This is a genomic window from Synechocystis sp. IPPAS B-1465 (assembly GCF_003015225.1).
Taxonomy (GTDB): Bacteria; Cyanobacteriota; Cyanobacteriia; order Cyanobacteriales; family Microcystaceae; genus Synechocystis.
The window spans coordinates 2108494-2132966 of record NZ_CP028094.1 but is presented as its reverse complement, the minus strand read 5'-3'; the positions used below and the strand labels follow the sequence as shown (position 1 = coordinate 2132966).

The following is a 24473-nucleotide window of genomic DNA, read 5'->3' as shown; positions in this document are numbered from 1 at the left end:
TATACCAACAGTTTGAGGAGAACCTTTGTGAAACGCTTTTTTCTGGTGGCGATCGCCTCTGTCCTATTTTTCTTTAACACCATGGTCGGCAGTGCCAATGCGGTGGAGTTAACCGAAAGCACCCGCACCATTCCCCTCGATGAAGCCGGTGGCACCACAACCTTAACCGCCCGCCAGTTCACCAACGGCCAAAAGATTTTTGTGGACACCTGCACCCAATGTCACCTCCAGGGTAAAACCAAAACTAATAATAACGTTAGTTTAGGCTTGGCAGACTTGGCTGGTGCCGAGCCCCGTCGGGACAACGTCCTGGCCTTGGTGGAATTTCTCAAGAATCCCAAGAGTTATGACGGTGAAGATGACTATTCGGAATTACATCCCAATATTTCCCGTCCCGACATCTACCCAGAAATGAGAAACTACACCGAAGACGACATCTTTGATGTGGCTGGTTACACCCTCATTGCTCCCAAATTAGATGAACGGTGGGGTGGCACCATCTACTTCTAGAAAAATAGAGAAGTAAACCATCGAACTCCGTAAAAACTAGCAAGATCTCCCCTCGATTCTGAGTTGGAGGTCTTTTTTATTGCCAAAAAGTAACCGTTAATAATTGATCCAAACTTTCACCAAATGGATTGATTGTGGGCAGTGGAGTAGTCGGATAAATGTCTTGGATATCAGAGCGTGCCTCCTGCCAGATTTCTGGAATTAAGGCCTCGCCGTAATTCTTTAAACTAGGGGAATCTCGTAATAACCGTCGAATTTTCTTTCGTTGTTCTTTAATAGTAATTTCCCAGCCACGATTATCGTAAGCGCTATTGATATAGCCTCGTTTTAACAGATGCTCCAGGAGAACTTCAAGACGATTTTCTAGCTCATGTTTTTCACTGCGACCCAAGGCACTTATTTCTTCCTGAATATTTTGCCAGTCAATGGATTCCAAGTCATTTTGTTGAATATATTGTGCCTGTTCTTCTGTCCACCGTACAAAATCCGTTTCGTAAAGTTGGTTTTTCATGGGTTTTAATCAAATCTATTGACCAATTTTAAAGGTATATCTAAAAAATCAGCAATTTCCCGATCATTAATCCCCCCAAACTTCCAAAAGCTTGAGGGGACTTTAAGCTGGTTTACCCCAGCATTGGGAGATGGTTTTACCCATCCCCCTGGGGTGATATGCACTATTTGATAAACAACATTTCCTGGTAGGTAGGCAGGGGCCAGAAACTATCGGCAATTTCCCCTTCCAGGGCATCGGCAAAAGTCCGTACTTCATCCATCAGGGGACGGAGAGTTTGGGCGCAATACTGCAACTTCTCTTCGGTGTTGGCAAAGTCGTGTTTAGCCATAGCTTCACTTAGTTTGGCGACAGCACCGACCATTTGGTTGGTCAAATCAGCGATCTTTTTGGCACTTTCCTTTTCAAAATCAATGCCTAAACCACTGAGGCTGGCAATGGTGGAGGAAAGTTTGGACAGGTATTCCACTGCCGCTGGATAAATGACCGTTTTGGCCATGCTGACCACCAGTTTGGCTTCCACTTCAATGGAGAGGATGTACTGCTCAGCGTAGACTTCAAAGCGGCTTTCCAACTCCACTGGAGTCAATACACCAGTTTTTTCAAATAGGTCTTCGATATACTTCTCCTTCAGCACCGGCAAAGCATCGGCAGTAGTACGCAAGTTGGCCAAACCCCGTTCTTCCACTGCCATTTTATGCCATTCTTCGGAATAGCCATTGCCACCAAAAATTACCTGGCCGTGGTTTTCCATAATTTCCTTCAGCACCGTCAAAATGGCAGTGTCCAAGTCCAATCCCTTGGCCAACTCCGCCTCCAGACGATCGCCAATCCAGTTAAGGGAGTCAGCCAGCATGGTGTTCAGCACAATTAGCGGACCAGAAACCGACTGACTGGAGCCCACTGCTCGGAATTCAAAACGGTTACCAGTGAAGGCAAAGGGAGAAGTACGGTTTCGATCGCCAGCGTCCTTGGTTAAATCTGGAAGTACATCAACTCCCAGATCCATCACGCCTTTTTTCTTGGAATCCTTCACACTGCCGGTTTTGATCTGTTCAAACACCTCTTCTAATTGGGTACCCAGATAAACGGACATAATGGCCGGGGGAGCTTCGTTGGCCCCCAAACGGTGGTCATTACTAGCCGTGGCGATCGCCGCCCGCATCAGAGGGCCGTATTTGTGCACTCCCCGAATCACTGCACCGCAAAAAACGAGGAATTGGGCATTATCGTGGGGAGAATCGCCGGGATCAAGCAAATTACCCTGGGTGGAGTTACCCACTGACCAGTTAACGTGCTTACCGGAACCGTTGATGCCCGCAAAAGGCTTTTCATGGAGTAGACAGACAAAGCCATGTTTTTTGGCCGTATTTTTCAGTACCGTCATTAACAATTGTTGGTGGTCACTGGCCACGTTAGCCGCTTCAAAAAAGGGCGCAATTTCGAACTGGCCGGGAGCCACTTCATTATGGCGAGTTTTAGCTGGAATACCCAACTTATAAAGGGTCTCCTCCACGTCCTGCATGAACACCTGCACCCGTTCAGGAATAGCGCCAAAATAATGGTCATCGAATTCCTGACCCTTAGCCGGGAGCTTGCCAAACAAAGTCCGTCCGGCGAGGAGTAGGTCCGGCCGTTGGCTAGCAAAATTGGCATCCACCAAAAAATATTCCTGCTCCGCCCCACAACTAGAATTAACGTGGGCAATGTCTTCGTTACCCAACAAACTGAGCACCTTGCGGGCCGCCTTATCCATGGCCGCAATGGACCGCAATAGGGGCACTTTTTTATCCAACGCTTCCCCTGTCCAGGAAACAAACACCGTCGGAATACATAGGGTGGAACCATTATCCGTTTCCATAATGTAGGCAGGACTGGTTACGTCCCATCCCGTGTAGCCCCTAGCCTCAAAGGTATCCCGAATGCCACCGTTGGGAAAAGAAGAGCCGTCCGGTTCCCCTTGTACTAGAACTTTGCCGGAAAACTCTGAAATGACATTGCCATCCCCCTGTACAGAAATAAAGCCATCGTGCTTTTCCGCCGAGAGGTTGGTCATGGGATAGAAAACGTGGGCATAGTACATTGCCCCTTTCCCCATGGCCCAGTCCCGCATAGCAGTGGCCACTGCATCAGCAACGGAAGGGTCCAATTTTTCGCCAGTGGTAATAGTATTTTTAATTGATTTGAAAACGCCTTTAGGAAGACTGGCCTGCATTTTGCTCAAATTAAAAACGTTCTCAGCCCACATATCTTCCAGGCGGGATAACTTCTTGCCAGAAGATAGAGGTCGATTGATGATTTGGTGAACTGATTGGGTGCGGGCGGCGTTTCCAGTCATGGACTAAATCTCTATTTCAGAATTTACAAACCCCCCAATCATACGCAAGATGATTTTTTAAAATAGACAATATAGATACAAAAACAACGACCCATTTCTTTGCCTCCCAAGGGGAAGCGTAAATGGGTCGACATCGTTGGATCACAATATGAAGAAATATTACAAACAGATACTACTACCCCATTACCCAGAGATAAATTAGAAAACTTTCCAAGTTATGTTGTCTGAGAAAACCGTTGCCCCTAGTAGCGATTAACGGACTCTCCCCGACTGCGGGAACGACGGACAGGGGCGGGGCCAGCAGAGGAGCGACGACGGCGTAGGGGGGTCGATTTCCCAACGGAATCGGTGAGGTATATCTCTAGGAAGGCTGACTGTTCCATCTGGTCAGCGGCGGTGGTAAGTAGGGTGCGAATGGTTTGCAAACTCCTCCCTCCCCGGCTAAGGAGCCTTTCCCGGTCTTCGTCCCCTAGGGCTAACCGAATCCAAACCCGGCTATTTTGTCGAAACACCTCACAGTCCACCTTCAGATCATCGGGCTTTTCCAAAAAGGGACGGACAAGAAACTTGACCAATTCAACGTAGTTTAGGGTAGTCACAGGGGGCAGACGTTGGTAAACACCACGGAAAAAACCGGCACTAAGCTTTTAGCTGTTCGAAAACCTGGGCTTTGGTCAAAATGGAGCGGACGGTGTCGGTGGGTTGGGCACCTTCTTTTAATCTTTTGACGATCGCCGGTACATCAAGGCGAGTTTCATCGGTGCGGGGATTATAGAATCCTAATTCTTCCAAGGGGCGACCATCCCGGCGGGTGGTGCTGTGCATGGCAACGATCCGATAGCTAACTTCACGTTTCTTACCAAAGCGTTTTAGACGGAGTTTAATCATACTAAATAAAAATAGACTGGGAAAAATTTCGCGTTTATCATTCTAACCTATTTTTTGGGGCCAGAATTTTTAGGGTCGTAAATTTTCAGGGGCCCAGCTCAATCGCCGCAGATAGCCATGGCACCAGGGCTTTCCCAATGGGGTCAAGGATTCCGAACTCTCCCCCGGGCACAAACTGACTCAGGAGCACAGACAGTCGGGATGTTTTCTTCTATGATTGATGTTTGTCGTCAGCCACTCCCCACTAAATTTATCCCCGGCCTACCGGATTTCTATCCCTAAAAATTGAATGTTTTCCTCTTCTGTTGAGCTGGAACTTTTTTTCATCTTCGTTTTGGTGGTGTTAAATGGAATTTTTTCTGGCTCGGAAATTGCCATAGTCTCAGCTCGTAAAGTTCGTTTGGAACAGTTGGCAAAGCGGGGTAATCGCAAAGCAAAGCTGGCACTGAAGCTGGCCACAGCCCCCAATAATTTTCTGTCGGCGGTGCAGATTGGCATTACTCTGATTGGCATTTTAACCGGTGCGGTGGGGGGAGCAACGGTGGCCCTGCGTCTGGCGGAGTTTTTGGACGATATTCCCCTCTTAGCCCCCTATGCCGGCCCCCTGAGCATTTCTCTGTTGGTGGGGTTCATTACCTATTTATCCCTGGTGGTGGGGGAGTTGGTGCCTAAGCGCATTGCCCTCAGCCATCCGGAACACATTGCCTGTGGAGTGGCCCCGGCGATGCATTTAGTAGCCCAGTTGACAGCGCCCCTAGTTTATCTTTTGGGGGTCTCCACCGATGCAGTACTACGGCTATTTGGTATTACCAGTAAGGAAGCTAGCCCGATCACGGAAGAGGAAATCCGGGTCATGATCGAGCAGGGGGCCCAGGCCGGCATGATTGATGAAGCAGAGCAGGAAATGGTGGAACGGGTTTTTCGCTTGGGGGACCGCCCCGTTAAAACTTTGATGACTCCCCGCACGGCGATCGCCTGGTTGGATGTGGAGTCGGACTGGGAAGAAAACCAACAGGAAATTCTGGACACACCCTATTCCCGTTTTCCCGTGGGTAGGGATAGTCTGGACGAGTGCCTAGGTTTTGTCCGGGTCAAAGACATTCTCAATAGCCAGTGGTCAGGACAAAAAATCAACCTGGAGGAAATTGTTCAGCCGCCCCTATTTGTGGCGGAAAATACCCGCTCTCTCCATGTGTTGGAAATGTTCCGGGCTTCCGGTACCCACCTGGCCCTAATTACGGATGAATATGGTGGCATTGAAGGCCTAGTCACCCTAAACGACCTCATCGAGGCGATCGTGGGAAGTATCCCCAATGACGACGAAATTCAAGAGCCCCAAATCATTCAACGGGAAGACGGTTCCTACCTGCTCGATGGCTTACTGCCCATTGATGAATTTAAGGAAATTTTTGACATTGAAACCCTCTCCAACGAAGAGGAAGGCCACTACCATACCCTCGGCGGCTTTGTGATCGAAAGCTTGGGCAAAATTCCTCAATCCGGTGATTATTTTGTTTCCGATACTCTCCGAGTAGAAGTGGTGGATATGGACGGTATCCGTATTGATAAAGTATTAGTCAATCAACTGCCGGAGGATTCTTCTACAACGGAGGAAGAGTCTGAAACAGATAATTAAACTTGTTTCTCTGCATAGATAACAAAGTCATCAATAATATATTTACTCATGGAAGAATAACCGAAGTACTTTTCTTGCAGTTTGGAAATTTGGGGACGCTCCGGCAGATCCCCTTGGATAAATTGCTTGAAGTCTTCCTTGTTATTGGTTCTTTTGCCAGTTGAAGTAAAATATTTATAAAGGATCAATCGCAAACCGAGGCAATCTAAAAATGATTTGATTAAATCTCTCTCCTTCGCTAAATTTTCATCAGGATAAGTGTCAAACATCTTATAAAATTTATTGCCTTGGATAACCAATAGAACTTTTCCATCCGGTTCTAAACATTGCTTGAAAATTGATCGATAAATATCCAAAGATTTACTTCTATCTTCCCCTTGGTAGAAAAAACAATGGGCAATAATAATCAAATTAAAAAATTCCTTCGGTAGTTTATGGCGATAGTTGTCATAATCAAAAATATTGACTGTATTGAATTGATAAAAAATATTGGGCGGGAATTTAAGTTCGTTAATGTACTGTCGCCAAAATTGTAGGCCTCGGTATTGTAAATTACGTTCCTTTTCTAGAGAATAATAAGAGCAATTAAAATCACTAATTTCTTGATGTTGAGCTAAAGATTCTAGAAATAAAGATAAACCGAATAGCATTGTAGCTGGGCCGGCGGCAATATCAAGAATCGTAATATTTTTGGGAAGATATCCAGCTTGATAAATAAAAAAATAGGCGAGATAGCTACAATAAACATTGTCCAAAAAATATTTTATTAAGTACACATGGGGGCTAAAGGCTTTGTCATAGGTTGGATCTAGTCCCTTTTTCAACCCATTTAAATCTCGATGGGCTTCGTCTATTTTTTTCTTGGCTTCATTATCATTTAATCCACTATCGGCAATGATTTTTTCCAGAAAATGAACTAACTCAGTTTCTAATTTTGCAAATATTGAAGTTTTAATACCCGTACATTCGATTTTGTAACCGTCATGGTCAATTAAGCGAAAAGATTGGCTGACTTGCTGTATTAGCTGTTTTTTTATCGGAAATTTTTGCTGAATTACTGATGAGCTTTGTTGAAATATATAGTCAGTAGCTTGCCGGACTTTTGCTTGATAGTTTTGATTTTCTAGAAATAACTTTTCTAAAAGAGTTAGCCTATAACCTTGCTTTTTTCTGGCTAAAATTAAGTGTTGGGCTAGTTTGGTATTGCCGCGAGCAATTTCAGATTTTATGATTTTTAACTGCCATAAGCCTTTGACAGCCTTGATCGGATTAATCATAGCCAAAACCTTCTCTGCCTTCAAAAATTTCTACACCATAGTATTGATTGAGTAACTCTAATTTTTTGAATAGATTATGATAATTCTTATCTTCATCTACATACCACCATTGATATTTTTCTTTTAATTCTATAGCTTTGGCTGGAGTGGAAGCTTTTAAAGATTGATTTTTACTGCTGTGAAATGGCTGTATAACTATCCTGTCAACTGTGGCTAATTGTTCAATAAACTGGGGTAAATCTTCATCATAGGACGGTAACAGGGGGGTCATGGTAATGGCAAATTTAATTTGATAACTGTCATCAGAAGGAAGTTGATGTCTGAGTTTTTCCACTGTTTGTAAGCGAGCTTTAACACTGGGAGAGCGACTTTCAAAATCTTTTCTCACCTTTTCGCTAGCGGTGGGAATACTAATATTAATTCTCAGCTTGTGAAATTGACCTAAAAGATCAATATCTCTCACAACCATGGGACTACGGGTTTGTAAGACTAGTATGGGTTGATATTTAACTAATACTTCGAGAATTTTTCTTGTTATTTGTACTTCTTTTTCAATTGGTTGATAGGGATCGGTCACACTGCTCATATAGATCCGAATCGGACGGTCATATTTTTTACTAATTCTCTCTAGTTCACTCACCAATAATTCTGCTGAATTTTCTTTTACCATTACCCAATCTCCCCAATTAGCCCTTAGTTGAGAGTTGGGACTAAAGGCCGAAGCATAACAATAGTCACAACCGAACTGACAACCACGATAGGGATTGAGGGTGAAATCGTAGTCCTGAATAAAACCAGTAGCTTTATTGAGGATAGATTTAGCTTGGTTAATGGTAACTTGCAAAATTTTTCCCTCAAACAATTTTTAATTTTTGCAAGAACAGATGAAAACGGTGAAGTTAGAATCAACCCCACCGCATTAATTAGATACTTTGAAATGCCAATGTCATAGCTAAGTCAAACTGTGGACTAGCTGCTGATGGGTAGTAATTGGAAGAGGAGAGAGTTGATAAATCCCAGCAGAATGGCGCCAATGAGAGCGCTCCAAAAGCCCCAGCGGAGGCTAAAACCATCTACAAAAGCGGCAGCAAGGGCAAAGATGATGGCGTTGACTACGGTGTAAAACAGGCCAAAGGTCAGAAAAATTAGGGGAAAAGTGAAAAACGTCAGTACTGGACGCACTAGGGCGTTGAGTAAACCGATAACGACGGCAGAAATGAGGGCTTTTTTAAAGCTGGAGATTTCTACCCCTGTGGGCAGTTGGGCAATGATCAGCAGGCTGACTGAGGTGACAATCCAGACGATAAGTAGTTGTAACATTTTCCCTCCGTTGGTAATTACAATGGTGGACTAAAACAATGCCCCCATCTTAAACGTTGGCCGCAATGATTGGCAGATCAATTTCAGTACGATGCTGGGGCTAGGGCGATCGCCGAGTTGAGCAAAATGATTGAACGGTGACAGTTTTGCTAGCGTTGTCTGGAGAGAATGGAGACAATGAAATGGCCGGGCTAGCAAAGGGCAGTTTGGTGAGTTTTAACCAGTTCCAGCGGCCCTGGGATAAGGCTTACCGTCGGTGACATTTTTTTCCTTCAGATTCCCCTTTTTTTAGGACGTTATGAAACCGCACATCATCGTTTGTGGTTTGGGGCAAACGGGTTATCGAATTTTTAGCCTGCTTAAACAACAGGGAGCGGAAGTGATTGGCGTTTCCGATCGCCCCGTGCCAGGGGAAAATCCCAGCAATATTGTGGTGGGGCAACTGAATTCCACTGCTACTCTGACTAGGGCCGCTATCCACACTGCCCAAACTTTGGTGCTAGCCACCAGTGACGATGCCTTGAATTTGGCCATTCTGACCCAGGCCCGTATTCTGAATCCCCGCATTCGCATTGTTAATCGTTTGTTCAACCATGCCCTGGGTAAACGTTTAGACACCACCTTGCCAGACCACGTTAGTTTGAGTGTTTCCGCCCTGGCGGCCCCGATTTTTTCCTTTGCGGCTTTGGGCAATCAGGCGATCGGGCAATTGCGTTTGTTTGACCAGACTTGGCCCATTCAGGAAATTGTCATTCACCAAGACCATCCCTGGCTCAATTTACCCCTGGCGGATTTATGGGATGATCCGAGCCGAATGTTGATCTATTACCTACCGGCCCACAGTGAAACGGATTTAGTAGGCGCAGTGGTGAATAATTTAACGTTGCAATCTGGGGACCATTTAATAGTGGGACAAAAACCCCAACCCAAGACCAAACGGCGATCGCCTTGGCGCAAATTTTCCAAACTGATTACCAACCTGCGGGAGTATCAGCGGTATGTCCAACAGGTGATATGGGTGGTGTTGTTTTTATTGTTGATGATTTTTCTGGCCACCTTCATCTACGTTTCCATTGATCAACATATTGCCCCAGTGGACGCGTTGTATTTTTCCGTGGGCATGATTACCGGGGCCGGTGGCAAGGAAGAGGTGGCCGAAAAGTCCCCCGATATCATCAAAGTATTCACAGTGGTGATGATGATCGCCGGGGCGGGGGTGATTGGTATTTGTTATGCCCTACTGAATGATTTCATCCTTGGCAGTCGCTTTAGTCAGTTTTTGGATGCGGCCAAGTTACCCGATCGCCATCACATCATCATTTGTGGGCTGGGGGGAGTGAGCATGGCCATTATTGAAGAGTTAATTCACCAGGGCCATGAAATTGTGGTAATCGAAAAGGATACAGATAATCGTTTCTTGCATACGGCCCGCTCCCTGGGGGTGCCCGTAATTGTGGAGGATGCCCGCCTAGAAAGAACGTTGGCCTGCGCCAATATCAACCGAGCCGAAGCCATTGTGGTGGCCACCAGCGACGACACCGTTAACTTGGAAATTGGCCTAACTGCCAAGGCGATCGCCCCTAGCCTGCCAGTGGTGTTGCGTTGCCAGGATGCCCAGTTTAGCCTGTCCCTGCAGGAAGTATTTGAATTTGAAACGGTGCTTTGTCCGGCGGAATTGGCCACCTATTCCTTTGCGGCGGCGGCCCTGGGGGGCAAAATTTTGGGCAACGGCATGACCGATGATTTGCTGTGGGTAGCCCTAGCCACCTTAATCACTCCTAACCATCCCTTTGCCGACCAATTGGTTAAAATTGCAGCCCAAAAGTCTGATTTCGTTCCCCTCTATCTAGAACGGGGTGGCAAAACCATCCATAGCTGGGAATTATTGGGTACCCATCTCGACTCTGGAGACGTGTTGTATTTAACCATGCCCGCCACTGCCCTAGAGCAACTTTGGCGATCGCCCCGTGCCACTGCTGATCCTCTGGACTCTTTTTTGGTTTAGCATGGGGGGATGGAACTCTTGACTCGGCCCAATGGTGATCAAGAAAGAACGCTTTGTCTATGTTTAGTATTTTTAAGTTAACCAACAGCAGAGGATAACTTCCAAAAGAAATTAAGCTCAAAAAGTAGCAAAATAAGTTTAATTCATAACTGAGTTTTACTGCTAAACAGCGGTGCAAAAAAGTCAGATAAAATAAAAGCTTCACTTCGGTTTTATATTGTGACCATGGTTCCCAGGCATCTGCTCTAGGGAGTTTTTCCGCTGCCTTTAGAGAGTATTTTCTCCAAGTCGGCTAACTCCCCCATTTTTAGGCAAAATCATATACAGACTATCCCAATATTGCCAGAGCTTTGATGACTCACTGTAGAAGGCAGACTAAAATTCTAGCAATGGACTCCCAGTTGGAATAAATTTTTAGTCTCCCCCGGCGCTGGAGTTTTTTTGTAGTTAATGGCGGTATAATGTGAAAGTTTTTTATCTATTTAAATTTATAAATGCTAACAGCGGAAAGAATTAAATTTACCCAGAAACGGGGGTTTCGTCGGGTACTAAACCAACGGGTGGATGCCTACTTTGCCGAGCATGGCCTGACCCAAAGGGATAATCCCTCCATGTATCTGAAAACCCTGATTATTGTGCTCTGGTTGTTTTCCGCTTGGGCCTTTGTGCTTTTTGCTCCAGTTATTTTTCCGGTGCGCCTACTGGGTTGTATGGTTTTGGCGATCGCCTTGGCGGCCTTTTCCTTCAATGTCGGCCACGATGCCAACCACAATGCCTATTCCTCCAATCCCCACATCAACCGGGTTCTGGGCATGACCTACGATTTTGTCGGGTTATCTAGTTTTCTTTGGCGCTATCGCCACAACTATTTGCACCACACCTACACCAATATTCTTGGCCATGACGTGGAAATCCATGGAGATGGCGCAGTACGTATGAGTCCTGAACAAGAACATGTTGGTATTTATCGTTTCCAGCAATTTTATATTTGGGGTTTATATCTTTTCATTCCCTTTTATTGGTTTCTCTACGATGTCTACCTAGTGCTTAATAAAGGCAAATATCACGACCATAAAATTCCTCCTTTCCAGCCCCTAGAATTAGCTAGTTTGCTAGGGATTAAGCTATTATGGCTCGGCTACGTTTTCGGCTTACCTCTGGCTCTGGGCTTTTCCATTCCTGAAGTATTAATTGGTGCTTCGGTAACCTATATGACCTATGGCATCGTGGTTTGCACCATCTTTATGCTGGCCCATGTGTTGGAATCAACTGAATTTCTCACCCCCGATGGTGAATCCGGTGCCATTGATGACGAGTGGGCTATTTGCCAAATTCGTACCACGGCCAATTTTGCCACCAATAATCCCTTTTGGAACTGGTTTTGTGGCGGTTTAAATCACCAAGTTACCCACCATCTTTTCCCCAATATTTGTCATATTCACTATCCCCAATTGGAAAATATTATTAAGGATGTTTGCCAAGAGTTTGGTGTGGAATATAAAGTTTATCCCACCTTCAAAGCGGCGATCGCCTCTAACTATCGCTGGCTAGAGGCCATGGGCAAAGCATCGTGACATTGCCTTGGGATTGAAGCAAAATGGCAAAATCCCTCGTAAATCTATGATCGAAGCCTTTCTGTTGCCCGCCGACCAAATCCCCGATGCTGACCAAAGGTTGATGTTGGCATTGCTCCAAACCCACTTTGAGGGGGTTCATTGGCCGCAGTTTCAAGCTGACCTAGGAGGCAAAGATTGGGTGATTTTGCTCAAATCCGCTGGGATATTGAAAGGCTTCACCACCTTTGGTTTCTACCCTGCTCAATGGGAAGGACAAACCGTCAGAATTGTTTATTCTGGTGACACCATCACCGACCCATCCATGTGGTCTAACCCAGCCCTGGCCAAGGCTTGGACCAAGGCCATGCAAATTCTCCACGAGGCTAGGCCAGAAAAATTATATTGGCTCCTGATTTCTTCCGGCTATCGCACCTACCGATTTTTGAGCATTTTTGCCAAGGAATTCTATCCCCACTATCTCCATCCCACTCCCCCGCCTGTACAAAATTTTATCCATCAGCTAGCCCAGAACAAATTCCAAGCCAACTACGATCCTAGTTTGGGCATTGTGCGCTTACCCCAGCCCCAAGTATTAACCCCTAACCTGCGCCAGGTGCCAACGGAAAAATTAGGCGATCGCCATGTGGAATTCTTTTTACAAAAAAACCCCGGCCATATCCAGGGGGATGAGTTGGTGTGTTTGGCGGAAGTGTCAACGGAAAATTTGACCAAAGCGGGACTAAGAATTTGGCATTCCAGCTATGCTGTAAATATCTTGAATTGATTGGTCTGACCACCGTGGTCTTTCTGCCTAAACCGAACTCCGCCAAAGTGTTTAATCAGCCCCAGCGCTTCGTGGCCGGTTGGTACTGGTTGCTGCGCTCAAAACAATTAAAACGAGGCCAAGTTAAGGCAGTATTTTTACTAGGTAAAGACTTGGCGGTTTATCGCACTGACAGTGGCAAAGTAGTGGCGGTGGATGCCTATTGTCCCCACATGGGAGCCCATTTGGCCGAGGGCAAAGTGGAGGAGGAAAGTTTACGTTGTTTTTTCCACAATTGGCGATTTGATCACCATGGGCATTGTGTGGAAGTACCCTGTTTAGCTAAATCATTGCCGGTGAAAGTTAATAGCTGGCCCGTGACGGAAGCCTATGGTTTAATTTGGCTCTGGACTGGGAATCAACCTAGTCAAACTTTGCCTCTGCCCCTAGAGTTGACCAAGGAAAAAGTAGTCAGTGCGTTGGGTAAAAGTTTTACAAAAGCTTGCCATCCCAATGTGGTGATGGTTAATGCCATCGATGCCCACCACTTCAATACGGTACATAATTTTCCGGTGGAAATTGACTTTAAATCCGAGGTTATTGATCAAAATATCATTAATTTTGCTAACACTACCAAGGGGGGGAATGATTCCCTTTTAGTGCGTTTGATTAAACCCTTTTATCGGGAAGCAGGTACCTATAATTTATCCTATTGGTTTGGCAGTACGGGAACGGTAACTTTGGGGCCAGATTTTTTACATTTTTATATTATGTTTACCCTGCGCTTAGGCAAAAATGGGCAAACGGAAGGGCAAACAATTTTGTTGACTAAGCATCGCCCTGGGCTTTGGGGTTGGTTTATTAACGGCATCATTCTTTGGCTAACTAAACTGGTGGGTAATTACTTTGCTAAGGGAGATACAAAAATTTTTCAGACAATTAAATTTGCGCTTAAAACACCTTTAGCAGAAGATAAATCAATTCTTGAATTTATTCACCATCTGGAACAACAACCTGTTCTCCAGTGGGAAACTTGGCAATCACTAGATGAAGACAAATCTTTGTCTGTCCCGGTAATAAATAACCACAATGGAAGTGTAAAAATCCATGGCACAAACTGTTAGTGGCTTTAATTTACCTTCCCTTGCCTCCGGCGATCGCCTGCATCGGATTTTTGCCTCTGCTCTGGATAGACCGAGGGAGGAGGAAACTCTTGATTTGACCCAGAAATTATATTGGCCCGCCGAATATTTTGGCTTAAACCAAGTCACCATATTTCAACAGGCCAGCGCCGTGGAACAGGCAACAATTTTGGCGATCGCCAACCAGGACTTGCTGACGGAAATTTATTGGGTGGAGCAGGCCGGCATGGGCTATATGGCTAAAATGTCACTGTTGGCAGAAACCTGTGAAGAACGAATTTTATACAGTTTATTTGCCGCCGATGAAGCGCAACATTTATGCCAAATTGAACAATTTTTTCAGCAAAAGCCAGAGTTTAATCAGGATAGTTTTTTATCTTTTATGGGGCAATTATTGGAAGCCGACGATAAAGCCCTGTTACTAACTATGGTGCAGGTAGTGCTAGAGGGTTGGGGGCTGAGCCATTACCGTTCCCTGGCACACCATTGTCGGGACAATCATCTGCAAGCAACGTTACAGGGATTTTTAGCCGCTGAAGCCCGTCACCATGCCGCAGGAGTCCAGCAATTACAAACCTGGCCGTATGAGCAACAAAGTCTAGATAATATCTACCAGGCATTAAGGGAATTTTTGCACATGGTCCAGGTGGGGCCCCAAAGATTGGTCAAGGCCATAGAACAGGGCAAAGGTTATTTATCCCCTGGCGATCGCCAAAAAATCTTTCAGGAGTTGAAAACGGAAGAAAACAGTCAACAAAAACTTAATCTTTTGCGTTCCTTAATGAACCATGGAGTGCCCCCAGAAATTATCATTCGTCTGGAGGGACAACAATGTTTTCTGCCCTATAGTGCTGAGCAATGTGTACTATGACTGCTGTGATTAATTCCTTGTCTCAACCCAATGTTACATCAACATCCTTGTTGGCAAAAGATAGCAAAACTCGAAAAAAATTAGAACTTAATTACCGCCGGGCGAAGCAAACAGATCACAGTCCTAATTTAGATCAATTGGCGGAGCAATTTGATTATCAGCAATGCCGGGATCAATACTGGCAAGCACCGGAATTTTCTTTACTTCACGGCACTCCCCTTTGGGAACAGTCTAGTCCAGGGCAAAAATTAATTCTGAATCATCTTTATTGGGTGGCTTACTACAGTCAAATTATTGCGGCGGAAGTGGCGACTATTTTCTTCAATCAAACCAGTGCCACTGGTTTATATCCTCTGACAGATTTTCGTTTAGTTTGTGACACCCTAGACCTGGAAACTTCCCAGGAACGTTGCCATATCAATGCTTTTCAGACTGTAATTGACCAAGTAGAGTCAACCCTATTCGGCGGTAATCTGTTTGGCCAACCCCGGCGATCGCCCTTCCGGGAAACGATGATTTTTGCCAACACAAATTGGTTTAAAAATTGGTGGAAAGGGATACAACTCCAAAGCTTTGGTTTACTGTCTGCTAACAATGCTTTTTTAGCTTCTCAATACCTGACTGTAAGGGGACTGCGGACCTTGAATGGTAAGTTAGTGCAGCATAAGCTGAGTAACTTTTACCAACCCCAGGAGCCGGAACATAACACCATCCCAACCCAAATTTCCTACTACCATTTCCTAGACGAAAGCTTTCATTTCAATACTTCCACCATTTTGTCCCACGACGTTGGAAGTCTTTTTCCTAGTCCCACTGTCTTTGAGCGGCAATTAGTCAATTTGGGCATTAGGGGATGTCAAAGGGATCATTACCATGTGTCCGTTGCTATCAATGGAATTTTTTGGTACGACCCCGCCTTATACGACACCATTACGAAGTTATTAACCTCGCCTCTATTTGGCCTTTCCGCCCAGGAATGTGAAGCCATGCTTTGGGCCTGTTTCGCCCAGGAAACGGAAGCCTTGCACCGTAGTTTTCAAACCCATCAAGAAGCCTGGTTATCCTACCAAGCTTACCTAGACCCCCTACCGTTTGTAGACCGGACAAACAAATCCATGGCTCTGATGAAGGGCAATTCCATGGAACGTTATTTAAGACTCCAGGGCAGGGCATTGCAGCGATTTTTGCAAACTGCCCCATCGGTACACTATCTAACGGAAAAATAAACAGTATTAGCCCTATCAAAAATTCAGTAAATTTTGTTTAAACTTGTTTAAACTGGTGGTGGTATGGAGAAACGTATAAACTCCATCCCCCAATGGTTAGCAAGAATTAAGTCTTCCCTCGGAGCAAGCAACAGGAAGGAAAGTACTATTGTTCGAAATGGTAGCTCCGGCATTTTCCCCTGGGTAATCTATCCCCAATTTCCCGATGTCCATCATGCCCCCTCCTCCGTCTTCGGTTCCGCCCCATCAGGGGCATGGGTTTTGGCGGGGAGCGGTTTTGCTTGTCTTGATTTTTTTGATTATTTTTGGGGGAGTTGCCGTTGCCCACTGGCGCATAGAAATGGTTAGTCAACAGATGCGCCAACAGTTGCTGAGCCAGGTGGAAATGGTCTCCCTAAACCTAAACTTTCGACTTTTTCAAGAGCTTTCCTTCACCCCACAAGACTTGGAGAATCCTTCCTTCCAAAGACTCCACAATCAGATGGCTGCCTACGCTCAGACATTCGAGCACCGTAGCATATACACCATGGTTATAAGGAGTGGAAAAATTCTTTTTGGCCCTGATAGTCTTAAGTCCGGAGATTTTCTTGCCCGCGACCCTGGTGCCGTCTATAAAAATCCCCCGGAGGCGGTCCGACAGTTATTTGAGCTCCCTTCCAAAAAATTAGTCATTGGTCCATACCATAGTGAACGGGGTAATTTTGTTTCGGCCTATGCGCCCATCCTACAGCCCCAATCCGAAAGGGTTTTGGTGATCGTTGCCATGGATATGGAAGCGAGGCAGTGGCACCAAAAATTACAGCAAAAACTCTGGACTCCCCTCCTGTTCTCCGTGGGATTAATAGCCTTAATTTTAGGGGGAGATTATCTGCTCCAGGAACGCCGCCGCTGGAGAAATTCTTTCATCACTAACCAAGGGGAAGCTTTGGCCACGGCGATCGTGGGTCTGTTCCTAACCCTGGCCCTAACAGCAGTGGTTCAGGAGAATTCTTTACTCAATAGCCAAAGAAATTTTAGCCAACTTGCCATCCCAAGGGCTAACTTGTTTGCACAAAAACTTTGGGAATTGCAAAATTATGGTCTTTCTAGCCTCAATAGCTTTATGGAGTCCAGTGCGGAGGTGACCCGTGCTGAGTTTGCCCGGTTTACCCTACCCATGATCAGAAAATTGAGTATTCAAGCCTGGGAATGGATTCCTAAAGTTACCGCCGCCGATAGGGAAAATTTTGAACGTAGGGCCAGGCAGGATGGGATAGAGAATTTCCAAATTTTTGAACTTAATCGTCGGGGGAAACCTGTTCCTGCCGAGGGAAGGGAAGTTTATTATCCAATTTTTTATGCGGAACCATTGGCGGGTAATGATATAGCCCTGGGCTTCGATGTCAGTTCTAACGAGTCTGCCAAAATGGCTTTGGATGAAGCCCTTGAGAATAGACTACCCACCGCCACCAATCCCCTGACTCTGATCCAAGAATTGGGAAAACAAAGGGGCATTGTTGCTTATTCCCCAGTGTTTGCCGACGGTAATCTGGAAAATCCCCCCATGGGGGTAGCAGCGGTGGTGTTGCGATTGAACGACTTTTTGACCCAAACTTTTGGAGAAATTAGTTTTGGTGATAAATCTCTGGAATTACAGTGGTTGCAACTGAGTGTGGATCGATCGCCTCTGGTTTTGGCTTCGTCTGCCCCTTCTCCCTTCTCTATGAACAATTGGCAGAGCAATAAGGAGCTATTCCAGGTTTACCCCCTGTTTATTTTTGGCAGGGCCTATGCACTGCTGCTTTGGCCCGGGCCAGAGTTTAACCAGAACTATCCCAAGCAAATGGCCATGGTCGCTTTTGGTGTGGGCACGGGGATCACAGTTCTAGTCACCATCATTGTGGCAATTATCACCAACAGTCAGGCCAATCTCACCCATCAGATTAGGCAAAGAACCAAAGAATTACGGGCAACCCTGGGGCAATTGCGGGAACGGGTTAAGGAAATGGATTGCTTAGTGGCGATCGCCCAGATGGGCCAACAAGCGGATTTGGTGCTGGAGGAGTTTTTACAAAACACCGTAGACCTTTTGCCCCTGGCTTTCCGCTACGAAAAATTAGCTTCCGCCCGTTTGACCTGGGGCAACTCCATCTACCAAAGCCCTAACTATCAAAAGACCGATTACTGTTTGATAGCAGAATTCCAAACGGAACATTTCCATCGGGGCCAGTTAGAAGTTTGCTATGGCGAAGAACGGGATTTTTTGCCGGAGGAAAAAGCCCTACTCAACACGGTCAGCCAATTTCTGAGTCGTTTCCTCGAATCCCATTACACCGAAATCATCTTGGAAAGAAATGAGCGCAATTACCGGGAAATTTTTAACTCCACCCACGAAGCCATTTTTATTCAAGATGCTCACCAGGCGACAGTGCTGGACGTGAACCAACCTATGTTGACCATGTATGGCTATGGCAACAAAGAAGAAGTCATTGGCCGGCCCATTGGTGATTTCAGTGCCGATAAACCGGGTAAAACCGAAGCAGAAATTGAGCAAAAACTCCGCCAAGCCAGAAACGCTGAGCCCCAAATGTTTGAATGGTTAGCGAAAAAACAAGATGGCAGCCTCTTTTGGGCCGAAGTATCCATTCAACCCACAGTGATTGATGGCAAATCCCGCTTACTGGCCGTAGTCCGGGACATTAGTGAACGCAAACAAAACCAGCAGCGCATTGAATATCTCTCCCGCCTATACGCCACCCTGAGCCAAGTTAACCGAGCCATCATCGAAAATCGCGAACGGGATGATTTATTCCGGGCCATCTGCGATGTGGGAGTGGCAGTGGGGCAGTTTTCCCTGATCTGGTTTGGGCTCATTGACCCCGATCGCCAAACCATCATTCCCTACATGGCCGGGGGTCACACCACCGCTTACCTAGAAAATATTCGCATCACATTCAAAGACGAACCGGCCGGCCGGGGTCCCACCGGTACCGCCGCCAGGGAAGGAAGATTGGTGATCTGCTCCAACATTAGCCAAGACCCCAAAATGGCTCCTTGGCGTGGCAGTGCCATGCGCTATGGCTTTCTTTCCTCCGCCGCTGTACCCATCCGCCAGGGCGGCCAAGTAGTGGCGGTGTTGACTTTTTATTCCCAGGAAGCGGGCTTTTTCAGCGAAGACGAGCAGGATTTGCTCCAGGAAATTAGCGATAACCTTTCCTTTGCCCTGGATGCGATCCAATTAGACCAGGCCAACCAGCGGGCCCAGAATCAATTGGGAGAAAACGAAGAACGGTTACGCCTGGCTCTGGAGGCGGCCAACCAAGGTTTTTACGACCTTAATTTACAAACGGGCCAAGCCGTAGTTTCGCCCCAATACGGGCAAATTTTGGGCTACGACCCCCAGTATTTCCAAGAAACTGAGCAACGCTGGCTGGAGCGCATCCACCCCCAGGATCAACAAAGGGTCAGGGAAATCTACGACCAATATATCCAAGGAAAAATTCCCCGTTACGCAGTGGAGTGTCGCCAACGAACCATGGCGGGGCAATGGAAATGGCTCCTTTCTCTGGGCAAAATTGTCGAGTGGGATAGCCAGGGCAAACCCCTGCGGATGTTAGGTATTTTGACCGATGTGACGGAACGAAAACAGGCGGAGGCCCAGATTGAAAACCTGGCCTATTACGATCCCCTCACCGCTTTGCCCAACCGTCGTTTGTTGTTGGACCGGGCGGAAAATGCCTTGGCTTTAGCCCAACGGTCGAAGCATTTCGGTGCCATTGTTTTGATAGACCTCGATGGCTTTAAAACCCTCAACGATGCCCGGGGCCATGACAGCGGCGATCGCCTGTTGCAGATGGTGGCAAAAAGATTGGCCGATAGTTTGCGGGATTCCGACACCGTGGCCCGTTTGGGGGGAGATGAATTCATTGTGCTGTTGCCGGAGTTGGCCCATGACCGGGAATTGGCGGCTAGGTTGGGGTTGGGGGTGGGGGAAAAAATTCGCCAAGCCCTAGCCACCCCTTTTACCCTGGAAGCGGAACAGGTACAGATTAGCGGCAGTATCGGCATAACCCTCTTCCCCAAACTGAACGAAAAAGTTAGCGATTTGTTTAAAGAGGCGGACACGGCCATGTACCAAGCGAAAAAGGCTGGCCGGGATAAGGTTTGTTTATTCGAGTCGCAGATGCAGTTGGAAGTGGAGTCCCGCTTTGCCCTGGAGGCGGATCTACGCTCAGCCCTGGAACAAAAACAATTCCAGGTTTATTTGCAACCCCAGGTGGATAGCCATGGTGTCTGGATTGGGGCAGAGGCTTTACTCCGTTGGAATCATCCCGGTCGGGGTTTTATTCCCCCCAACATTTTCATTCCCATTGCCGAAGAAATTGGCTTAATCGGGGGCATTGGCGATTTTGTACTGGAGCAAGTTTGTCAGTACTTAGCCCGGCTGCAACAATTGGGCTTAACTCTGCGCATTGCCATTAATGTCAGTCCCCGCCAATTCCGCCAAGCCAACTTTGCCAAGGAAATCAAAAACTTGCTGGCCTGCACCGGAGTAGATCCCTATCGCCTCACCCTGGAAGTGACGGAAGGTTTAATTGTGGAGGATACCCACCAGGCGATCGCCACCATGTTTGAGCTGCAAACTTTGGGTATTCATTTTTCCGTGGATGATTTTGGTACGGGCTATTCCTCCCTGTCCTATCTGAAACGGTTACCCCTGAATGAACTGAAAATTGACCGAGCCTTTGTCCAGGATGCGCCCCAGGACCTCAACAATGCCGCCCTGGTGGAAGCCATCATTAGCGTAGCCCGCACTTTCAATCTGGCGATCGTGGCGGAAGGGGTGGAAACGGAGGAACAGGTGCAATTTTTAGCCCAGTTGGGTTGCAATTTTTACCAGGGTTATTTCTACGGTCGCCCCATGCCCATAGATGAATTTCATCAAAAATTAACCGCCAGTTAAAGTTGGCCGAACGGATTAACCCAGACAAATGGGGGAATGAGGCCAGCATTTTCTCCCCTTCCACTAGAATGGGGGAAATTCTTTTTACGGGGGAACATGGCCAGCAATAACAAAGGTGGCGCTCTGTTGGCAGGCATGGTAATTGGCGGTTTAGTGGGATCGGTGACTGGGTTATTGTTAGCCCCCCGCTCCGGCAAACAAACCAGGCAACTGTTAAAAAAATCTGCCGACGCCCTCCCCGATTTAGCCGAGGATTTGGCCACAACTCTGCAACTCCAGGCAGACTATCTTTCCGAAGCCACCCAACGTAATTGGCAGGGCACCCTGGAACGGCTCAAAGAGGCGATCGCCGCTGGGGTGGAAGCAACCCAAACCACCGTGGTGTCAGAACCGGAACCAAAACCAAGGGACATTACAGCGGAAACTACCCTGGCGGACAGTTAGTTTTTTCATTAATCTTTGGGCTGGTTATGGTTGTTTAAATCCTTCCCCACCAGAAACTTGTGGCCACCGCTGTCGCCCCTCACCCCATTGCCCCCGTAGTTGACTTTTTCTGTACCTATGACCGAACCCCTTTTCTGGCTGGGTCTTTCCCTCACCCTGGTGTCCATTAGCCTGACCGCTGTGTTGGTGGTGGCCCTACCGGCGTTACAGGAACTGGCCCGGGCGGCACGCAGTGCAGAAAAATTATTTGACAGCCTTAATCGGGAATTTCCCCCCACGTTGGAAGCCATTCGTTTAACGGGTTTGGAAATTAGCGAATTGACAGATGATTTAAACCAAGGGGTCAGAACAGTGGAAGACGTAGTTCAAACCGTGGACCGGGGCGTAACCATCACCAAAGAGGGAGCCAAAAAGGTGCAAGGGGGTTCCAAACGCTTTGTGGCGGGAGTCAAGGCAGCCTGGCATTCCTGGCAAGTCTATCCCACAGAGCATTTAACCGTGGAGAGCAAGGGAAAAAATGGTAAAAAGTAAGCAAATATGACTGTTTCTCCCTCAGCCCTGGCGGAATTGGGGTTTAACTACCAGGAAGAAGATTCAGTGCGCCCTTGGGCGGCGGTGCTGGTGGATTTACCCCAAAATGAAGGGGTTTATACCTATGCCATTCCCCCAGGTTTAACCGTGCAGGATGGGGACATTGTGGCGGTGCCCTTTGGTAACCAGCAGTTGGGGGGCATTGTGGTGGGTTGTTTGACAAAACTGCCACCGGATTTGCCGCCGGAAAAAATTAAGCCCATTCAAGACGTAATTGTATCGGGCTTTTTTGCGCCCCATTATTGGCGGCTGTTGCATTGGTTGGCGGAATATTATTGCACCGAGTTAATCACCGTTATTCGCATGGCGTTGCCACCAGGTTTACTCCAGCGGTCCCAGCGTCGCATTAAATTGAATGGCGATCGCCTGCCATCGGACTGGCCATTGTTTTTGAGTCAACCGTCCCACCAGGGAGCAAGGCAAATTCTAACCCTACTGCAATCATCTAAGGAAGGGGATTATAGTTACCGTTACCTGCGGCAAAAAGTACCAGGGTTGACTAAGGCGTTGCGGGATTTGCTCAAACGACAATGGGTGGAAAGTTACCTGGAACCCCCCAAAGCGGTGCAGCCCCAGTTACCCAAAATGGTGACTTTATTAAATTTTGACCCCAGTTTCAAACTGACGGAGCTACAGGCCAGAACCCTGATAGTGCTCAAAAACCAGGGGGGGGAAATGTGGTTAGCGGATTTACTCAAAGCAGTGCCCTGTTCCGCCTCTACCATTCAATCCTTGGCAAAAAAAGGACTAGTGGCGATCGCCGAACGGGAAAAATTACGGCTTTTCCAGCAACCGTCGATTAATGCCAGCCAAGCTCCAGAACTAACTCCTGCGCAGAAGCAAGCTTGCCAAACTGTCCTGCCCCTCCAGGGTTACCATCAGGTTTTGCTCCACGGTGTCACCGGCTCCGGCAAAACGGAAGTTTACCTGCAAATCTGTGGCGATCGCCTGGGCAAGGGCCAATCGGTTTTAGTGCTAGTACCGGAAATTGGTTTGACCCCCCAGTTAACCGACCGTTTTCGGGCCCGTTTTGGCAATAAGGTGGCTGTGTACCATAGCGGCCTATCTTCCGGGGAAAAGTACGACACCTGGCGGCAAACTCTCCTAGGTCATGAACAGATTGTCATTGGTACCCGTTCCGCTATTTTTACGCCCCTGCCTAATCTGGGATTAATCATCCTTGATGAAGAACATGACAGTAGCTTTAAGCAAACCCAGTTAACTCCTAATTACCATGCCCGCACCGTGGCCCAACGCCGGGCCGAACTTGAACAATGCCCCCTCATCCTGGGTTCCGCTACCCCTTCTTTGGAAAGCTGGCATACAGTTCATCGCCATCAAAATGACCCCCAGCGACATTACCTAGAGTTACCAGAACGGGTGCAGTCCCGCCCCCTACCCCCGGTGCAAATTGTCGATATGCGGGCGGAATTAAAACAGGGCAATCGCTCCATTTTTAGTCGGGCTTTACAAACTGCCCTGGGGGAACTCAAAGCCAAACAACAGCAAGGTATTTTGTTTATTAACCGCCGGGGCCATAGCACCTTTGTCTCCTGTCGCAGTTGCGGTTATGTGTTGGAATGTCCCAACTGTGACGTTTCCCTTTCCTATCACTACGTCCAGGGCAATGGCCAACCTCTCCTGCGGTGCCATTACTGTAACCATGCGGAAATCCAGCCCAAAGTGTGTCCGGAATGTTCTTCCCCCTATCTGAAATTTTTTGGCAGTGGCACCCAAAAAGTAACCGAAGCCCTAACCCAAGAATTTCCCGATTTACGCTGGATTCGCTTTGACAGTGACACCACCCGCCGTAAAGGTGCCCATCGAGCCTTGTTGGATCAATTCCAACGGGGAGAAGCAGATTTACTGGTGGGAACGCAAATGTTAACCAAAGGGTTAGACCTGGCCCAGATTACCTTGGTGGGGGTGGTGGCCGCCGATAGTTTACTTAATTTTGCCGATTATCGTTCTGCTGAGCGGGGTTTTCAGACCTTAACCCAGGTGAGTGGCCGGGCTGGCCGGGGAGAAGAGCCGGGGCAAGTGATTATCCAAACCTATACCCCCCGCCATCCTGTGATCCAAGCCGTTAAAACCCACAATTACCATGGTTTTATCGCCCAGGAGTTACCCCAACGGGAAATGTTAAATTATCCCCCCTACGGCAAGTTAATTTTGCTCCGTTGTCTGGGGACCAATGAAAGGGAGGTGGAAAAAACGATCCAGGCGATCGCCGTTTTGTGTGAACAACTTTTACCCAAGACCGTGGAGATTTTGGGACCCGCCCCGGCCAGTATTCTCCGCATTGCCCAACGGTATCGCTGGCAGTTGTTAGTTAAATATCCCAGCTTCATCAAAGTAATTTTGCCGCTGGAGAGAATTAAACAAATTTGCCCTAGCTCCGTTTACCTGGATATTGACGTGGACCCCCTCAGCATTGATTAGGGTCGGCACAA

20 protein-coding genes are annotated in these 24473 nt (G+C 47.2%); 13 read left to right on the top strand and 7 right to left on the bottom strand.

Going from position 1 to position 24473, the window contains the following annotated elements:
• Positions 1-27 precede the first annotated feature (27 nt).
• Positions 28-510 carry a photosystem II cytochrome c-550 gene (gene psbV / locus C7I86_RS10140; protein WP_010873135.1) on the top strand — a complete coding sequence of 161 codons (483 nt, stop codon included), beginning with the start codon at positions 28-30 and terminating at the stop codon, positions 508-510.
• 76 nt (positions 511-586) lie between these two features.
• Here the strand turns inward: psbV and C7I86_RS10135 are convergent, their stop codons facing one another.
• The 4 genes from C7I86_RS10135 to rpsP all read right to left on the bottom strand — a co-directional run bounded on the left by C7I86_RS10135 (position 587) and on the right by rpsP (position 4247).
• Positions 587-1021 carry a DUF29 domain-containing protein gene (locus C7I86_RS10135; protein WP_010873134.1) on the bottom strand — a complete coding sequence of 145 codons (435 nt, stop codon included), beginning with the start codon at positions 1019-1021 and terminating at the stop codon, positions 587-589.
• A 163-nt stretch (positions 1022-1184) separates the two neighbouring features.
• Positions 1185-3359 carry a glutamine synthetase III gene (locus C7I86_RS10130; RefSeq protein ID WP_010873133.1) on the bottom strand — a complete coding sequence of 725 codons (2175 nt, stop codon included), beginning with the start codon at positions 3357-3359 and terminating at the stop codon, positions 1185-1187.
• Positions 3360-3601: 242 nt separating this feature from the next.
• The gene (locus tag C7I86_RS10125; protein ID WP_010873132.1) at positions 3602-3958 is read right to left on the bottom strand and encodes a KH domain-containing protein; all 357 of its coding nucleotides are present in this window, start codon (positions 3956-3958) and stop codon (positions 3602-3604) included.
• A 40-nt stretch (positions 3959-3998) separates the two neighbouring features.
• Entirely contained in the window at positions 3999-4247 is a 249-nt protein-coding gene (gene rpsP / locus C7I86_RS10120; RefSeq protein ID WP_010873131.1) for a 30S ribosomal protein S16, read from the bottom strand.
• A 289-nt stretch (positions 4248-4536) separates the two neighbouring features.
• On the opposite strand from rpsP, the gene C7I86_RS10115 reads away from it, so the two are divergent.
• Complete coding sequence (locus C7I86_RS10115; RefSeq protein ID WP_010873130.1) at positions 4537-5883, top strand: hemolysin family protein; 1347 nt, start codon at positions 4537-4539, stop codon at positions 5881-5883.
• Here C7I86_RS10115 and C7I86_RS10110 read toward each other — a convergent pair.
• The 3 genes from C7I86_RS10110 to C7I86_RS10100 all read right to left on the bottom strand — a co-directional run bounded on the left by C7I86_RS10110 (position 5880) and on the right by C7I86_RS10100 (position 8480).
• Entirely contained in the window at positions 5880-7160 is a 1281-nt protein-coding gene (locus C7I86_RS10110; RefSeq protein ID WP_010873129.1) for a hypothetical protein, read from the bottom strand. The genes C7I86_RS10115 and C7I86_RS10110 overlap by 4 nt on opposite strands.
• Positions 7153-8004 (bottom strand): radical SAM protein, encoded by an 852-nt coding sequence (locus tag C7I86_RS10105; RefSeq protein ID WP_020862265.1) that lies wholly within the window; start codon positions 8002-8004, stop codon positions 7153-7155. Before C7I86_RS10105 ends, C7I86_RS10110 begins: the two co-directional genes overlap by 8 nt.
• 125 nt (positions 8005-8129) lie before the next feature.
• The gene (locus C7I86_RS10100) at positions 8130-8480 is read right to left on the bottom strand and encodes a phage holin family protein (RefSeq protein ID WP_010873127.1); all 351 of its coding nucleotides are present in this window, start codon (positions 8478-8480) and stop codon (positions 8130-8132) included.
• A gap of 137 nt (positions 8481-8617) precedes the next feature.
• Between C7I86_RS10100 and C7I86_RS19400 the strand changes: the two genes are divergently transcribed.
• From C7I86_RS19400 to priA, 11 genes are all read left to right on the top strand, one after another.
• Positions 8618-8740, top strand: a complete 123-nt coding sequence (locus C7I86_RS19400; RefSeq protein WP_255345199.1) for a hypothetical protein — start codon at positions 8618-8620, stop codon at positions 8738-8740.
• Between the two features lie 38 nt (positions 8741-8778).
• On the top strand, positions 8779-10485 hold the full coding sequence (locus C7I86_RS10095; protein WP_010873126.1) for a TrkA family potassium uptake protein: 1707 nt from the start codon (positions 8779-8781) through the stop codon (positions 10483-10485).
• 494 nt (positions 10486-10979) lie between these two features.
• Positions 10980-12059, top strand: a complete 1080-nt coding sequence (locus tag C7I86_RS10090) for a fatty acid desaturase (protein ID WP_010873125.1) — start codon at positions 10980-10982, stop codon at positions 12057-12059.
• Between the two features lie 46 nt (positions 12060-12105).
• Positions 12106-12825, top strand: coding sequence for a hypothetical protein (locus tag C7I86_RS10085; protein WP_010873124.1), 720 nt, complete (start codon positions 12106-12108; stop codon positions 12823-12825).
• Positions 12789-13928 carry an aromatic ring-hydroxylating dioxygenase subunit alpha gene (locus C7I86_RS10080; RefSeq protein ID WP_199303489.1) on the top strand — a complete coding sequence of 380 codons (1140 nt, stop codon included), beginning with the start codon at positions 12789-12791 and terminating at the stop codon, positions 13926-13928. Before C7I86_RS10085 ends, C7I86_RS10080 begins: the two co-directional genes overlap by 37 nt.
• The gene (locus tag C7I86_RS10075) at positions 13912-14817 is read left to right on the top strand and encodes a ferritin-like domain-containing protein (protein WP_010873122.1); all 906 of its coding nucleotides are present in this window, start codon (positions 13912-13914) and stop codon (positions 14815-14817) included. Before C7I86_RS10080 ends, C7I86_RS10075 begins: the two co-directional genes overlap by 17 nt.
• Positions 14814-16043 carry a hypothetical protein gene (locus C7I86_RS10070; RefSeq protein ID WP_020862268.1) on the top strand — a complete coding sequence of 410 codons (1230 nt, stop codon included), beginning with the start codon at positions 14814-14816 and terminating at the stop codon, positions 16041-16043. The genes C7I86_RS10075 and C7I86_RS10070 overlap by 4 nt, the downstream gene beginning before the upstream one ends.
• 205 nt (positions 16044-16248) lie before the next feature.
• Entirely contained in the window at positions 16249-20985 is a 4737-nt protein-coding gene (locus C7I86_RS10065; protein WP_010873120.1) for an EAL domain-containing protein, read from the top strand.
• Between the two features lie 96 nt (positions 20986-21081).
• The gene (locus C7I86_RS10060) at positions 21082-21429 is read left to right on the top strand and encodes a YtxH domain-containing protein (RefSeq protein ID WP_041425826.1); all 348 of its coding nucleotides are present in this window, start codon (positions 21082-21084) and stop codon (positions 21427-21429) included.
• A gap of 117 nt (positions 21430-21546) precedes the next feature.
• On the top strand, positions 21547-21960 hold the full coding sequence (locus C7I86_RS10055; protein WP_010873118.1) for a hypothetical protein: 414 nt from the start codon (positions 21547-21549) through the stop codon (positions 21958-21960).
• Between the two features lie 6 nt (positions 21961-21966).
• Complete coding sequence (gene priA, locus C7I86_RS10050) at positions 21967-24462, top strand: primosomal protein N' (RefSeq protein WP_010873117.1); 2496 nt, start codon at positions 21967-21969, stop codon at positions 24460-24462.
• Positions 24463-24473 lie beyond the last annotated feature (11 nt).

Coding starts and splice junctions, on each gene's coding strand:
- C7I86_RS10135 (WP_010873134.1), bottom strand. CDS start 1,021: ATGAAAAACCAACTTTACGAAACGGATTTTGTACGGTGGACAGAAGAA.
- C7I86_RS10130 (WP_010873133.1), bottom strand. CDS start 3,359: ATGACTGGAAACGCCGCCCGCACCCAATCAGTTCACCAAATCATCAAT.
- rpsP (WP_010873131.1), bottom strand. CDS start 4,247: ATGATTAAACTCCGTCTAAAACGCTTTGGTAAGAAACGTGAAGTTAGC.
- C7I86_RS10115 (WP_010873130.1), top strand. CDS start 4,537: ATGTTTTCCTCTTCTGTTGAGCTGGAACTTTTTTTCATCTTCGTTTTG.
- C7I86_RS10110 (WP_010873129.1), bottom strand. CDS start 7,160: ATGATTAATCCGATCAAGGCTGTCAAAGGCTTATGGCAGTTAAAAATC.
- C7I86_RS10100 (WP_010873127.1), bottom strand. CDS start 8,480: ATGTTACAACTACTTATCGTCTGGATTGTCACCTCAGTCAGCCTGCTG.
- C7I86_RS10095 (WP_010873126.1), top strand. CDS start 8,779: ATGAAACCGCACATCATCGTTTGTGGTTTGGGGCAAACGGGTTATCGA.
- C7I86_RS10090 (WP_010873125.1), top strand. CDS start 10,980: ATGCTAACAGCGGAAAGAATTAAATTTACCCAGAAACGGGGGTTTCGT.
- C7I86_RS10085 (WP_010873124.1), top strand. CDS start 12,106: ATGATCGAAGCCTTTCTGTTGCCCGCCGACCAAATCCCCGATGCTGAC.
- C7I86_RS10075 (WP_010873122.1), top strand. CDS start 13,912: ATGGCACAAACTGTTAGTGGCTTTAATTTACCTTCCCTTGCCTCCGGC.
- C7I86_RS10070 (WP_020862268.1), top strand. CDS start 14,814: ATGACTGCTGTGATTAATTCCTTGTCTCAACCCAATGTTACATCAACA.
- C7I86_RS10065 (WP_010873120.1), top strand. CDS start 16,249: ATGTCCATCATGCCCCCTCCTCCGTCTTCGGTTCCGCCCCATCAGGGG.
- C7I86_RS10060 (WP_041425826.1), top strand. CDS start 21,082: ATGGCCAGCAATAACAAAGGTGGCGCTCTGTTGGCAGGCATGGTAATT.
- C7I86_RS10055 (WP_010873118.1), top strand. CDS start 21,547: ATGACCGAACCCCTTTTCTGGCTGGGTCTTTCCCTCACCCTGGTGTCC.
- priA (WP_010873117.1), top strand. CDS start 21,967: ATGACTGTTTCTCCCTCAGCCCTGGCGGAATTGGGGTTTAACTACCAG.